Here is a 15,491-nt window from a genome sequence, read left to right on the forward strand (position 1 = left end):
TGAAAACAGACCGTCGCGCGCCTAGGATCGGCCGCTGAATCGTGTCGAACGCACTGCTGTGGCGATGAGGTACGGACAAACCCACTGGTCCTCGTGGAAGGCACCGCGAAACGCGTGCCGGTGTCGAAATGGGGATCTCATGGATCAAAGCGAGGAGTCGTTCGTGGGTGGTGATTCGCGCGGCGCCTCAGGGCGTTCTGTCGAGTCCGCGGCCTCATGTGCGGACCGCGCCGCGATTTCCGCGCCTGTGGATTCCTTCGGTCTTGAACGATTACCCATCGGCGGGGAATGCGAGGCGGATACCGGTACCCCCGCCCTGCTGGAATGCTTCGAGGACTGGGCGAAGCGGACTCCGGACGCCCCGGCGGTGGAGTTCGAGGGCCAGGTGGTCTCGTACGGCGAGCTGAACGCCGGGGCGAACCGGCTCGCCCGCCTGCTGGTCGGGTGTGGTGCGGGGCCGGAGGCGGTCGTCGCCTCCGCGGCGACGAGATCGGTCGCGCTGCTGACCGGATTGCTGGCCGTGATGAAGACCGGAGCCTCGTATCTCCCGGTGGATCCCGAGTACCCGGCGGAGCGCATCACCCGAATGATCGGTGACGCGCGGCCCGGCATGGTGCTCACCACCGTGGACAGTGCGCTGTCTTCCGCGGTGACCACCGCACTGTCCGGACCCTCCGCACTCTCCCCCGTGCCTCTCCTGTGCCTCGACACCCCCGAGCAGGAGGCCGAATCCCGCCGCCGTTCGGCGGCCGACCTCACGGACGCCGAACGGCACGGCCCGCTGCATCCCGCCGGTGCCGCGTACGTGATCTACACCTCGGGATCCACCGGGCATCCCAAAGGCGTGGTGGTGACCCGCGCCGGACTCGCCAATCTGGCGGCCCACCTCCGGAGTGCGCTGGCGGTCGAAGTGGCTTCGCGTGTACTGCAGTTCATCTCTCCCAGCTTTGACCCGTTCTTCTGGGAGGTGGCCATGACGTTCTCCTCGGGCGCCACACTCGTCATGGCGCCCGCCCGCAGCCTGCGGCCCGGACCGGAGCTGCACCGGCTTGTGGACGAGCGGCGTATCACCCATCTCGCGGTGCCCGCGGCCGTGCTGGGTGTGCTGTCACCGGACGCCCTGCGCTCGGTGGGCAACCTGGTCGTCGGAGGTGAGGCACTGGGAGCCGAATTGGCGCGCCGCTGGTCGGCGGGACGGACGATGATCAACGCGTACGGGCCCACCGAGACCACCGTCTGCGCCACCATGAGCGATGCGCTGACCGGCTCAGCGCAACCGCCGCCGATCGGGCGCCCGGTGCGCCGGACACGTGTGTATGTGCTCGACGAACGGCTGCGGCCGGTTCCTGCCGGAGCCGTGGGCGAGCTCCACATCGCGGGCGTCGGTCTGGCCCGCGGCTATCTGAACCGGCCCGCGACCAGCGCTGAGCGCTTCGTCGCCGACCCGTACGGTGCCCCGGGCACGAGGATGTACCGCACCGGTGATCTCGCCCGATGGAACGGCGACGGCGATCTGGAGTTCGCCGGACGCGCCGACGAGCAGGTGAAGATACGCGGCTACCGGGTCGAACCGGGTGAGATCGAGGCGGTGCTCGCCGCACATCCCGGGATCACCGGGGCCGCGGTGGTGATACATGAGTACGGCCGCGGTGACCGGAGGATCGTCGCCTACGTGGTGCCGGAAAGCAGTCCGGTACGCGGTGCCACCGCACAGCTCAGGGAGTCCGTGGCCCGCCGCGCGGCCGCGTTCCTGCCGGCGTTCATGCTGCCGTCGGCCGTGGTCGTACTCGACGGCTTCCCGCTGACACCGCACGGCAAGCTGGACCGTGCCGCCCTGCTCCCGCCCGAGATCGGCTCGAGTGGCGCCAGCCGCGAGCCGCGGACCCCCCGGGAGGAGGCGCTGTGCCGGATGTACGAGGAACTGCTGGGTGCCCAGGCGGCGCCGGGGGCGGCAGGCATCGGCATCGATGACGACTTCTTCGACCTGGGCGGCCACTCGCTGCTGGTGACCAGGCTGGTCAGCAGGGTTCGTGCGGTGTTCGGCGTCGAAATCACGGTCGAGGTGGTCTACGACGCACCCACGGTGGCCGACCTTGTGGAGCGGCTCGACACCGCCCCGAAGGCGCGGCCGACGCTACGGCGGATGCGAGGCGCCGGCTGACCGGCTGAATGCCAACCGACGGAAACGGGGGACCACATGGACTTCAGTCTCTTCTACTTCGCAGATGACAGCGTCAGTTGCCCGGATGGCGACGCGGGTCGCTACGAACTCCTGCTGGAGGGAGCGAGGTTCGCCGACCAGCACGGCTTTCGCGCCGTCTGGACCCCGGAGCGGCACTTCCACGCGTTCGGCGGCCTGTACCCGAACCCGGCTGTGGTGGGTGCGGCGCTTGCCGCCGCTACCGAGCGCATCGCCATCAGGGCCGGCAGCGTGGTCGCGCCCCTGCACCACCCGCTCCGGATCGCCGAGGAGTGGTCGGTGGTCGACAACCTCTCCGGGGGCCGGGTCGGAGTCTCCTTCGCCTCGGGCTGGCACCCCGTGGACTTCGCCCTGAGCCGCAGCTCCTACCAGGACCGCAAGCGCGTCACCCTTGACCGGGTCGAACAGGTCCGCGCCCTGTGGCGCGGCGGCTGCCACGAGGTGGTCGACGGGATCGGCAATCCGGCCTCGGTGCGGATCTACCCACCGCCCGTGCAGCCGGAGCTGCCGGTCTGGATCACCAGTGCGGGCGACGCGGACACCTTCCGCGCCGCGGCGACCAGCCGTGCCGGAATACTCACCCACCTCCTCCGCCAGGGCATCGGTGAACTGGCCGGAAAGATCGCCGAATACCACAGGGTGCACCGCGAGACCCATGGTGGAGCTCAAGGCCATGTCGTCCTCATGCTGCACACCCTGCTGGGGCAGGACCGGGCGGAGGTGAGGGAGGCCGTACGAGGACCCCTCCGTGACTACCTGAGGAGTTCACTCGACCTGGTCACCGGTTCGCTGGGAAATGACGACCCAGGCTCGCATCCCCATTCCGATCCCGACGCAGAACCGGGCGACGACATCGTTATCGAAGCCGACGCCCTCGATGAGGAGGACATCGAATTCCTTGTCGCCCGCTCTTTCGACACCTATGTCGAAGAGCGCGGACTCTTCGGCACCGTGGACGAAGCGCGCGTGATCGTGGAGCGCCTGCGTGACATCGGGGTCGATGAGATCGCCTGCCTGATCGACTTCGGAGTGGACACCGCGACCGTGCTCAAGGGCCTGCGGCAGTTGAACGAACTACGCGAAGTATTCGCCTGACCACGCATTTCCTCGTTGAGGCTCTGAGGCTTGGAGGCCCGGACGACATGATCCCTCTGTCCTTTTCGCAGCTGCGCTTCTGGTTCCAGGGTGAGGTGGACGGCGGGGACGCGTCCCTGAACGCGTCGGTCGTGCTCCGCATGTCCGGAGCGCTGGACGTATCGGCGATCACCGATGCCCTTCGGGATGTGGTGGGACGCCATGAGATCCTGCGCACGCTCTTTGCCGCCCAGGACGACGAGCCCCGGCAGCTGATCCTGGATCCCCGGGACACGGCTGCGCGCCTGGCCCTGCCGGTCCGCCGGATCGAGGCCGCGGACGTCGAACGGACCATTGCCGTCGCTGCGGACCGCCCCTTCGCCCTGGGGCGGGAGCTGCCGCTGCGGGCGGAACTGCTCTCGGCCGGGCCCGACGAGTACGTACTGGTGGTCGTGGTGCACCACATCGTGTTCGACGGATGGTCGGCCGGGCCGTTCCTGCGGGATCTCTCGGTGGCCTATCGAGCGCGGCTCGCGGGTGGTGCGGCGCCCGACTGGGACGACCTTCCGGTGCAGTACGCCGACTTCACCTTGTGGCAGCGTGAGGTGCTGGGTTCGGCCGATGACGAGGACAGCCTCTGTGCGCGGCAGTTGGCCTACTGGCGGCGCAGGCTCGACGGTCTCCCCGAAGAGCTCGTCCTGCCCACCGACCGGCCCCGGCCGCCCACCGCGTCGCACCGCGCCGGCGTCGTCCCGTTCCGCGTCGGCCCACGGGTGCACGGCAGGCTCCAGGAGCTTGCCAGGGAGCACGGAGCAAGTCTGTTCATGGTGCTGCACGCGGGTCTCGCCACGCTGCTCCACCGGTTCGGCGCGGGGTCCGACATCCCGGTGGGCAGCCCGGTCGCGGGGCGTACCGACACCGGACTGGAAGACCTCGTCGGCTGTTTCGTGAACACCGTGGTGGTCCGGACCGCTGCCGGTCTCCTGTCGGCGAATCCGTCCTTCAGCGACTTGCTGCGCCATGTGCGGTCCGATGTGCTGTCCGCTCTCGCCCATCAGGATGTGCCGTTCGAGCAGGTCGTGGAGGCCGTCAACCCGGCGCGCTCCGCGGGTCGGCACCCCCTGTTCCAGGTCATGCTGGTGCTCCAGAACAACGCGACCGCCGCCGTGCACCTCCCGGGTGTCGAGGCTCGAATGACGACCGAGGGGCGGGACCGTGCGGTCGCCTTCGACCTGGTCGTCGATGCGACCGAGACCGACGGCGGGCTCGACGTACGGCTGGTCTACGCGGAGGACCTCTTCGACCGCGGCACCGCCGACCGCATCGCCCGTGCCTACGAGAGGCTTCTGATCGCCGCGGTGCGGTACCCGGCGGAGCCCATCGGGCATCTGGAGCTGATGGGCAACGCCGAACGGCAGTCCCTGCTCGACGCCGGGCGGGGTCCCGTGCACCCCGTACCGGAAGGCTCAGTCCCGATCCGGTTCGAGGAGCAGGCCGCCGCGACGCCCGACGCCATCGCGGTGCTGTGCGGTGGGGTCTCGCTCAGCTACGCGGAGCTGGAAGCCCGGTCCAGGCGGTTGGCCGAGGTGCTCCGGGGGTCCGGTGCGGCACGCGAGCGCTGTGTCGCCGTGGCGATGGAGCGTTCTGCCGACCTGGTCGTCGCCCTGCTGGCCGTGCTCAGGAGCGGCGCGGCGTATCTGCCCCTCGACCTGCGGAGCCCGGACCCGCGGTTGCGGGCGATCCTGGAAGAGTCCCGGCCCTGCCTGCTGCTCACTGACCTGTCCGCGCGTGAGCGGGCGGGCACATGGGCGCGGTCGTTCGACGGCCTCACGGTGCTGGACGTCACCGATCCCGTGCCGACGGCATCGACGGCGGACGCGGAGCCGATCGGTGGCCTGCCCGGCATCCATGCGGAGGGCGCCGCCTATGTGATGTACACATCCGGTTCCACCGGCCGTCCCAAGGGCGTGCTGGTGACCCACCGGAACATCCTCGCGCTCTGTGCGGACCCGTGCTGGGCCGACGGCACCCACCGTCGCGTACTGGCGCACTCGCCGCACTCGTTCGACGCCTCCACCTTCGAGATCTGGGTGCCGCTGCTGGGCGGCGGCACCGTCGTGGTCGCGCCGCGGGCCGAGTCCGCCGTGCAGACCGTCGAGCAGGCCGTCGCCCGGCACGGGGCGACCAGCGCCTTCCTCACCGCCTCGCTGTTCAGCGCCCTGGTTGCGCAGCGGAGCCCCGCCCTGGGGCAGTTGCGGCACATCTGGGTCGGCGGCGAGGAGCCGTCACCCGCAGCCGTGCGGCAGATGTTGGAGGACTTTCCCGGCACCCTGCTCACCAACGGTTACGGACCGACGGAGAACACCACCTTCACCACCTCGCACCGCTTCCGCCCGGAGCCGACCGCCGCCCGGGACACCAAACCCTCGATCGGGTGTGGGTTGGCTAATACGCGGGTGTATGTGCTGGATGGGTGTTTGGTTCCGGTGCCGTTGGGTGTGGTGGGGGAGTTGTATGTGGGTGGTGCGGGGGTGGCTCGGGGGTATGTGGGTCGTCCTGGTGTGACGGCGGGTCGTTTTGTGGCGGATCCGTTTGTGGGTTCGGGGGAGCGGATGTATCGCACGGGGGATTTGGTGCGGTGGTCCGGTGTGGGGGAGTTGGAGTTTGTCGGGCGGGTTGACGATCAGGTGAAGGTGCGGGGTTTCCGGATCGAGTTGGGGGAGGTGCGGGGGGCGCTTGAGGCTGATCCGGCGGTGGGTCAGGCGGTGGTGGTGGTGCGTGAGGATCGGCTGGGTGAGCGTCGGTTGACGGGGTATGTGGTGCCGGTCGCGGGTGTGGATGTGGTGGGTTTGGCTGGGGTGTTGGTGCGTCGGGTGGGGGAGGTGCTGCCGGATTACATGGTGCCTTCGGTGGTGGTGTTGGAGGGTGGGTTGCCTTTGACGCCGAATGGGAAGGTGGATCGGGCGGCGCTTCCGGTGCCTGGTGGGGATGGCGGTGGGGCTGATGGTGGGGAGGGGGGTCGGTCGCGGGGGCCGGTCGGTGCGGTGGAGGAGTTGTTGTGTGGTCTGTTCGCCGAGTTGCTGGGACGTGAGCGGGTCGGTGTCGATGCCGACTTCTTCGCACTCGGCGGCCACTCACTGCTCGCGGTCCGGCTCGTCAGCCGCCTCCGTGCCGAGCTGGACGCCGAGATCGACATGCGTACGATCTTCGAGGCCCGTACACCGGCCGAGCTCGCCGCCCGTTTCGCCACTGCGGCGCCCTCCCGTACCTCGCTGGAGCCATGGCCCATCCGCCCGGAGAGCCTGCCGCTGTCCTTCTCCCAGTCGCGGTTCTGGTTCCACGGCGAACTCTCCGAAGGCTCCGACGGGGAACCGCAGACGATCACCACGGTGCTGAGGCTGACCGGCGAGCTGGACACGGAGGCGCTGCGGGCCGCGCTGCGGGACGTGGCAGGGCGCCACGAGAGCCTGCGTACGGTCTTCCCCGTCGTGGACGGCGCCGCGCACCAACACGTCCTCGACCTCGACTCCCCCGCTGTCACCTCCCGACTGGAGCTGCCCGTCGACCGGGTCGAGCCCGGACGGCTGGCGCGGACCATGGCCGAGGCTTCGGGGCAGGCCTTCGACCTGACGGCGGAACCACCGCTGCGGGTACGACTGCTCGCCACTGACGACAGCGAACACATCCTGCTGGTGACGATCCATCACATCGTGTTCGACGGATGGTCGGCCGGGCCGTTCCTGCGGGATCTCTCGGTGGCCTATCGAGCGCGGCTCGCGGGTGGTGCGGCGCCCGACTGGGACGACCTTCCGGTGCAGTACGCCGACTTCACCTTGTGGCAGCGTGAGGTGCTGGGTTCGGCCGATGACGAGGACAGCCTCTGTGCGCGGCAGTTGGCCTACTGGCGGCGCAGGCTCGACGGTCTCCCCGAAGAGCTCGTCCTGCCCACCGACCGGCCCCGGCCGCCCACCGCGTCGCACCGGGCGGAATCCGTCGCGCTGCGGCTGGGAGCCGACGACCACGGGCGGCTCGCAGGGCTGGCCCGGCGGCACGGGGCGAGCCTGTTCACTGTGCTGCACGCGGGACTCGCTGCCTTCCTGCACCGGCTCGGCGCGGGCACCGACATCGCGGTGGGCAGCCCGGTCGCCGGTCGTACCGATGTCGCGATGGACGAGCTGGTCGGCTGCTTCGTCAACACCGTCGTCATACGGACCGACGTGAGCGGCGAACCGGACTTCGGCGCGCTGGTCGACCGGGCGCGCACCGAGGTGGTTGCCGCGCTCGACCACCAGGACGTGCCGTTCGAGAAGGTGGTGGAAGCCGTCAACCCGCCCCGTACCCCGGCTCGCCACCCGGTGTTCCAGACCATGCTCAGCCTGCAGAACAACGCGGCGGCCACGGTGGACCTGCCCGGACTTGACGCGGTGCGGCCGGCGACGGACGACCGGTATCCGTCGATCGCCTTCGACCTGCTCTTCGACATCACCGAGACCGGCACCGGTCTCGAGGGGCGGCTGGTCTACGCCCAGGACCTGTTCGACCGTGCCACCGCCGAACGCATGGCGGGCTGGTTCGAACTGTTCCTCGCGGCGGCGGCGGCCGATCCGGCCCGCCCCGTGGGACGTCTTGACCTCATCTCTTCGGGTGAGCGCACGCACATGCTGGAATCGGGCAGCGGCCACGCCCGCGAGGTGAGCGCCCGGACCGTGCCCGAACGGGTGCGGGAGTGGGCGGACGAGACCCCGGACGCCGTCGCGGCGGTCTGCGGTGGCGACTCGCTCAGCTACCGGGAGCTGGACACCCGGTCCCGGCGCCTGGCGCGGTATCTGTGCGCACGGGGCGCCGGGCCCGAACGGGTTGTAGCCGTTGCCATGGAACGCTCGCTCGACCTGCTTGTCGCCCTCATCGCCGTACACAGGTCCGGTGCCGCCTACCTCCCCATCGACCCCGGGCACCCCAGGGCGCGGATCGCGGCGGTGCTGTCCGGCGCGCGCCCCGGCTCGCCTGTGCTGGTTCTGTCCGACCGCGCCACGCGTGCGGCGGTGGGTGAGGACGGCTGGCTGGCACTGGACGACCCCGAGACGGCGTCCCGACTTGCCGCGCCGGCGGACGACGACGCATCGGTCGGCGGGCCACAGGTCCGGACCGACCCGCACGGCCTGGCCTATGCGATCCACACTTCCGGATCCACCGGCCGGCCCAAGGGCGTCGCCGTCACGCATCGGAACCTCACCAACCTGCTGGACGCCATGTGCGACCGGATGCCCCTTGCGCGAGACGACCGATGGCTCGCCGTGACCACCGTCGCCTTCGACATCGCGCACCTCGAACTGTTGCTGCCACTGCGCGAAGGCGCATGCGTCGTCATCGCCGGATCCGACGAGGCGAAGGACCCGTTCGCACTCGCCCGGCTGATCGAGCGGCACATCGTGACGGTGATGCAGGCGACCCCGTCGTTGTGGTCCGTGGTCGTCGACAGCGTTCCGGAGGCCGTCCGAGGACTGCGGGTACTGGTGGGCGGTGAGACGCTCGGCGCCAGGCTCGCCGCCGAGCTCACCGATCGGGCGCGCGAGGTGATCAATGTCTACGGACCCACCGAGACCACCATCTGGTCGCTGGCCGCGCCCGTGGGCCGGGGCGAAGGGCGTGTGCCGCCGATCGGGTGTGGGTTGGCTAATACGCGGGTGTATGTGCTGGATGGGTGTTTGGTTCCGGTGCCGTTGGGTGTGGTGGGGGAGTTGTATGTGGGTGGTGCGGGGGTGGCTCGGGGGTATGTGGGTCGTCCTGGTGTGACGGCGGGTCGTTTTGTGGCGGATCCGTTTGTGGGTTCGGGGGAGCGGATGTATCGCACGGGGGATTTGGTGCGGTGGTCCGGTGTGGGGGAGTTGGAGTTTGTCGGGCGGGTTGACGATCAGGTGAAGGTGCGGGGTTTCCGGATCGAGTTGGGGGAGGTGCGGGGGGCGCTTGAGGCTGATCCGGCGGTGGGTCAGGCGGTGGTGGTGGTGCGTGAGGATCGGCTGGGTGAGCGTCGGTTGACGGGGTATGTGGTGCCGGTCGCGGGTGTGGATGTGGTGGGTTTGGCTGGGGTGTTGGTGCGTCGGGTGGGGGAGGTGCTGCCGGATTACATGGTGCCTTCGGTGGTGGTGTTGGAGGGTGGGTTGCCTTTGACGCCGAATGGGAAGGTGGATCGGGCGGCGCTTCCGGTGCCTGGTGGGGATGGCGGTGGGGCTGATGGTGGGGAGGGGGGTCGGTCGCGGGGGCCGGTCGGTGCGGTGGAGGAGTTGTTGTGTGGTCTGTTCGCCGAGTTGCTGGGACGTGAGCGGGTCGGTGTCGATGCCGACTTCTTCGCACTCGGCGGCGACAGCATCAGCTCGATCCGCCTGGTGTCAAGAGCCCGCGCCAAGGGCGTGGTGATCACCGCTCGAGAGGTGTTCCGCCACCGGACCGTCGAGGCACTGGCCGCACACGCACGACTGCGGCAGCCCAAGGCGAAGCCCGGCGCCGAGACCGCGAAGCCCGCGGAGGAAACGGCATCCGCCCCGGCGACGGCGAATCCCGGCGACGCGCTCACCGGACCCGAGCCGACCGGTCCCGTACCGCTCACTCCCATCCTCCGCTGGCAGCGGGACAGGGGCGGCCCGGTCGACGGTTTCCACCAGTACGTACTCGTCCGCACTCCTGCCGACCTGGAGCTGCCGAGACTGCATGCGATACTCCAGTCGCTGCTCGACCGCCACGACACCCTGCGGATGCGCCTGCGGCGCACCCCGGAATGGCGGCTCGACATCCTGCCGCGCGGCGCGGTCACGGTGGACGGACGCATCGCCCGGGTGCCGGTCGACGGCACCGGCACCGGTATCGATGGAGTGCAGGCGGAGTGGGAGCGGACACTGCGCGTCCAGGTCGATCTGGCGCGCGGGCGGCTCGCACCGGAGACCGGGAACATGCTCCAGGCCGTGTGGTTCGACACGGGCCCCGGGAACCCCGGACGCCTGCTTCTCCTGATCAACCATCTGTCGGTGGACGGTGTCTCCTGGCGGATCCTCCTCCAAGACCTGCGCGGTGCCTGGACCCAGCCGGCGGCCGAGCCGCCGCGGCCCGCGGCCTCGTTCCCGGAGTGGGGTGGTCGACTGGAGAAGAACGCACTCGACCGCTCCGTCGAACTCCCCTACTGGAGCACGGTGCTGGAAGGAGCGGGCGAACTGTTCGACGGTGCCGCCGTGCTGCCCGGACGCGATGTCCTGAGAACCCAGGAGACCATCTCCCGCGTGCTGACGGCGGACCGCGCCGAAGCCCTGCTGACCCGGTTGCCCGCCCGTCTCGGCACCGGTGTCAACACAGTGCTGCTCGCGGCACTGGGCCTCGCCCTACGGGGCTGGCGCGCCGCGTACTTCCCGAGGAACACCGCGCCGTTCCTGGTGGATGTGGAGGGCCACGGCCGTGAAGCGCTGGCGGACGACCCCGCGGACGAGCCGGACATCTCCACCACCGTCGGCTGGTTCACCAGCATGTTCCCCGTCCGCCTCGACACTCGGAGCGATGCCCCGTACGACGCCCTGCGCTCCGTACGGGACCAACTGGACACCATGCAGGACAAGGGACTCGGCTACGGTCTGCTGCGCCATCTGAACCCGGCCACCGCACCCGTGCTGGAGCGGCTGCCCCGGGGGCAGATCCTCTTCAACTACCTCGGCAGGTTCGAGAGTCCGGACGACACGGACTGGTCACTCGCGCCCGAAGCCGCTGCGGTAGGCAGCGGCGGGGACCCGGACATGCCGCTCACCCACCTGCTGGAGGTGTCCGCCGTAGCGCTTCAGCGGAAGGGCGGCCCCGAGCTGCACATCAGCTGGGCGTATGCGTCCGGGCTGCTGGAGCAGCACCAGGTCGACGACCTGGCCGACCGCTGGACCGGGGCGCTCGCCCATCTGGCCGACCACTTCGAAGAGGCCGCCACTGCCGACGCCGCCGGAGCCGGAGCCGGAGCCGCCGAGGGCGTCGAGCCCATCGAGGGAGGGGCTTGCGCATGAACGGCGGACAGTACGAAGACACCGATCCTTCGGAGGTCGACCTCGCGGATCCCGCCTCGCACGCCGAGCGGGACCTCACCCCACTGTGGCACCGTCTGCGTGAGAAGGAGCCACTGCACTGGCAGCCGCCCAATGGGGCCCGCCCCGGCTTCTGGGTCCTGACGCGCCACCGCGATGTGTCCGCTGCCTACCGCGACACCCAGCGCTTCCGCTCGGATCGCGGCAATGTGCTGGACACCCTCCTGACCGGCGGTGACTCCGCGGCCGGAATGATGCTCCCCCTCATGGACGGCCCCCGACACACCGCGCTGCGCGGCGCCCTGATGAAGGCGTTCTCCCCACGGTCGCTGTCCGGAGTGGTCGACAGCATCCGCGTGGCCTCCCGTGATCTGGTCACCGAGTTCCTGGAACGAGGACGGTGCGACTTCGCCACCGACATCGCCGGGCTGCTGCCGCTGCGTGCGATCTGCGACCTGCTGGGCGTACCGCCCCGTGACCGGCGGCAACTGCTCGACATGACCTCATCGGCCCTCGGCTCGCACAGCGAGGAGGCACTGCGGCAGAACGCGTGGGTGGCCAAAGGCGAGATCCTGCTGTACTTCTCCGACCTCGCCGCGCGGCGGCGTGCGAATCCCGGCGACGACATCGTCAGTCTCCTCACCCAGTGCACCGTCGAGGGCAGGCGGTTGACGGACGAGGAGGTGGTCTTCAACTGCTACAGCCTGATACTAGGCGGCGACGAGACCACCCGCCTCGCACTCGTGGGAGGCGTGGCCGCGCTGCTGGACGCACCCGCCGAGTGGGAGGCGTTCAGGTCCGGGCGGACCGCCACGGAGAGCGCCGTCGAGGAGGTGCTGCGTTGGACGACACCGACCCTGCACGCCGGGCGCACCGCGGGAGCGGACGTCGACCTGCACGGCCGGACCATCAAGAAGGGGGACATCGTCACCCTGTGGAACGCTTCCGCCAACCGGGACGGCGACGCATTCGCCGACCCGGACCGGCTTCTGCTGTCCCGGCAGCCGAACCGGCATCTCACGTTCGCCTACGGGGCGCACTTCTGCCTCGGCGCCTTCCTCGCCCGCGCCGAGATCGGCGCCGTACTGGACGACCTGCGTCAGCTGGTGGGCACCATGGCGGCGGCCGGACCAGCGCGGCGCGTGTACTCCAACTTCCTGACGGGGCTGGTCTCCCTGCCGATCGTCTGGACCACGTCGGCGCGGCGGTGAGGGGCGGTCGCACGCGTATCCGTGTGGCGCTCGGAGGCCCGCTGGACGGCCGGGCACCCGCCGTCCGGGACCTCACAGCGGTACGACCGTGACCTCGGTCGCCTTCACACTGGTCCAGACCCGCACACCGTCGGCGAGTGCCAGATCGGCCGCTGCCGCCGGGGTGATCTCGGCGATGACGTCCGGCGCCTGCCCTGACGTGATCAGGATGCGCAACCGGCTTCCGCTGGCGGTGATTTCGCGGACCGTACCCGGCCAGACATTGCGTGGGCTGCCGGTCGGCCGCTCGCGGTGGACCGACACCGCCTCGGGTGCGATCACGGCGAGGCACTCGGATCCCTCGGGCAGCGGTTCTGCGACGACCAGCGTCCCGCCGTCCGGGAGGCGCAGCCCGTCGGCGGTCGCGATGCCCGGCCAGGCGTTGCGTCCGAGCATCCGGGCCACCCACGGGGAGCGGGGATGCCGGGTGACCTCGTTGGGAGGGGCGTCCTGGAGGGCGCGACCGCCGTCGAGCACGAGCACCCGGTCGGCGAGTGAGACGGCTTCCACGGGATCGTGGGTGACGATCAGGCAGACCCCGCCGAAGCCCTCCAGATGCCTGCGCAGAGTGTGGCGCACATGGGCGCGGGTGGTCTGGTCGAGTGCGGCGAGCGGCTCGTCCAGGAGGAGCAGCCGGGGGCGGGTGGCCAGGGCGCGGGCCAGGGCGACCCGCCCGGCCTGTCCACCGGAGAGCTGTGCCGATTTGCGGTGCGCGAGGTGGCCCACCTGGAGCCGGTCGAGCCAGTCCTGTGCGACTCGGCGAGCCTCGGCGCGCGATATGCCCCGGGCCCGGAGACCGTACGCGGTGTTGGCGAGTGCGGTCATGTGTGGGAAGAGCGCGCTGTCCTGGGGCACCCAGGCCACCGTCCTGCGGTGCGGGGGAAGACCGGTGACATCCGTACCGCCCAGGGTGAGCCGCGCGTGTGCGCGGGGCGTGAGCCCGAGCAGGGCACGCAGCAGGGTGGTCTTCCCGGCACCGTTGGGGCCGACGACGGCGATCGTCGTGCCCGGTTCGGCATCGAGGACGAGGTGGGTGAAGCCGCTGAACTCCGAGTGCAGCGCCCATCCTCCGCTGCCTTCCGGCGCTGGTGTGGGATCCGGGTCCGACCCGGTCGCGGGGAGGGGCGGCTGCTCCGCGTCGGCGTCCGGCGCCATGGAGCCAGGGGCCCGCTCCCCGCCGACCGGTGTGCCGCTCCAGCGACCGCGCAGGGCGATCAGCACCGCCATCGCGATGGCGAGCAGCAGGAGGGAGACCGAGGTCGCCGCCTCCGGCTCGTCCTGCAGCAGCAGGAAGACCTCCAGTGGCAGCGTCTGGGTGACACCGGGCAGGTTGCCCGCGAACGTGATCGTGGCGCCGAACTCACCGAGCGCACGCGCCCAGGTGAGAGCCGCACCCGCTACCAGCCCGGGGGCCACCATCGGCAGGGTCACGCTGAAGAACACCCGCACCGGAGATGCGCCGAGCGAGGCGGCGGTCTCCTCGTAGCGCGGTCGCAGCCCGCCCAGCGCTCCTTCCAGGCTGATGACCAGGAACGGCATGGCGACAAAGGTCGCGGCGAGCACGGCGCCTGAGGTGTGGAAGGGCAGCGTGATGCCGAAACTCTCTTCCAGCCAGGGCCCGATGAGTCCTCGACGGCCGAAAGCGAGCAGCAGCGCGACACCGCCGACGGTGGGCGGCAGCACCATCGGCAGCAGGACGAGCGAGCGAACGAACGCCTTGCCGGGGAACGGCACCCGAGCCAGCAGCCACGCCAGCGGTACCCCCAGCACCAGGGAGATGCCGAGTGCCCAGAAAGACACGATCAGCGAAAGCGTCAGTGCCTCGGTGGTGTCCGGGCTGGTGAGATGGTCCGTCAGCTCGCCCCACGGGGTGCGTACCAGGATCGCGACCAGTGGCAGCAGCAGAAACGCGACGGCGGCCAGCGCCGGCACCGCCAGGGCGAGGGGCGCTCGGGGACGCCCGGGGGCGCCCCCGCTGATCCATTTCATCGCCGGTACCCCATGCTTGACCCCTCGCCTTCCGGCACGCGCTGCGTGCTCCGTCGCCATGTGCTCCGCAGCCGCCTGCTACGGCTGTTGGAAGCCCGCGTCCTGGAGGATCTTCCGCGCCTCGGGAGTGGACAGCCAGGCGACGAACGCCGCTGCCGCCTCGGCGTGCTTCGACTCCTTGAGAGTCGCCGCCGGATACCGGGCGATGGCGTTCTGAGCGTCAGGGATCGCCACGGCGTCGACCTTGTCCGGAGCGCTTTCGGTATCGGACTTGTAGACCAGGCCCGCATCGGCCTCGCCGAGCTCGACCTTGCTCAGCACCGCGCGGACGTTGGGCTCCAAGGAGACCGGCTTCACCGTGATCTTCTGGGCGTCGAGGATCTGGTTGCTGTACTTGCCCGCCGGGACTTCGGGAGCGGCCAGCACCACCTTGAGGTTGCTGTCGGCCAGGTCCTTCAGGCCGCCGATCCCCTTCGGGTTGCCCTCTGCGGTGGCGATCACCAGGCGGTTCTTGGCGATGACCGCCGGAGTGCCGGTGTCCGCCCGCACCTTGTCCATGCTCTTGGAGTCGGCAGTGACCAGCACGTCCGCGGGAGCGCCCTGCTGCACCTGGGACACCAACTCCTGGGAGCCGGCGAACGAGAAGGTGATCCTGGTGCCGGGATGCCCCCTCTCGTACGCGGCGCCGGCCTTCTTGAAGACATCGGTCAGCGAGGAAGCGGCGAGCACCGTCAGATCGCCCTTGGGTGCGGTGGAGGCCGATATGGACGCGGTGCCCGGAGCGCCCGCGTTCTGGTCCGATTCGCCGCCGCAGGCGGTCAGCGCCATGAGCAGGGCGGCGGCAGTGGCGGCCGCGGACGCGGCGGTGCGGATTCCGGCGGCGCGCGAGGAGGAACGCGAGGGTGGGGACATCAGGAGAAGCTCCCTGGACTG

The 15,491-nt window shown here is 70.2% G+C and carries 6 protein-coding genes; 4 read left to right on the plus strand and 2 right to left on the minus strand.

The features are described 5' to 3' along the window. Positions 1–139: 139 nt before the first annotated feature. The 4 genes from V1460_RS10675 to V1460_RS10690 are packed head-to-tail and all read left to right on the plus strand — an operon-like array spanning position 140 to position 12,530. A complete protein-coding gene (locus V1460_RS10675; protein ID WP_338673513.1) occupies positions 140–2,161 on the plus strand; it encodes a non-ribosomal peptide synthetase in 2,022 nt (673 codons plus the stop codon). Between the two features lie 36 nt (positions 2,162–2,197). After that, complete coding sequence (locus tag V1460_RS10680; protein ID WP_338673514.1) at positions 2,198–3,295, plus strand: MupA/Atu3671 family FMN-dependent luciferase-like monooxygenase; 1,098 nt, start codon at positions 2,198–2,200, stop codon at positions 3,293–3,295. A gap of 47 nt (positions 3,296–3,342) precedes the next feature. Next, the gene (locus tag V1460_RS10685; protein ID WP_338673515.1) at positions 3,343–11,301 is read left to right on the plus strand and encodes an amino acid adenylation domain-containing protein; all 7,959 of its coding nucleotides are present in this window, start codon (positions 3,343–3,345) and stop codon (positions 11,299–11,301) included. Further along, positions 11,298–12,530 (plus strand): cytochrome P450, encoded by a 1,233-nt coding sequence (locus V1460_RS10690; protein ID WP_338673516.1) that lies wholly within the window; start codon positions 11,298–11,300, stop codon positions 12,528–12,530. Before V1460_RS10685 ends, V1460_RS10690 begins: the two co-directional genes overlap by 4 nt. Before the next feature lie 72 nt (positions 12,531–12,602). Here the strand turns inward: V1460_RS10690 and V1460_RS10695 are convergent, their stop codons facing one another. Then, positions 12,603–14,558 carry an ABC transporter permease gene (locus V1460_RS10695; protein WP_338673517.1) on the minus strand — a complete coding sequence of 652 codons (1,956 nt, stop codon included), beginning with the start codon at positions 14,556–14,558 and terminating at the stop codon, positions 12,603–12,605. A 78-nt stretch (positions 14,559–14,636) separates the two neighbouring features. Continuing rightward, positions 14,637–15,470 carry a molybdate ABC transporter substrate-binding protein gene (gene modA / locus V1460_RS10700; RefSeq protein WP_407077430.1) on the minus strand — a complete coding sequence of 278 codons (834 nt, stop codon included), beginning with the start codon at positions 15,468–15,470 and terminating at the stop codon, positions 14,637–14,639. Positions 15,471–15,491 lie beyond the last annotated feature (21 nt).

Source organism: Streptomyces sp. SCSIO 30461 (genome assembly GCF_037023745.1).
In the GTDB taxonomy this organism is placed as follows: Bacteria; Actinomycetota; Actinomycetes; order Streptomycetales; family Streptomycetaceae; genus Streptomyces.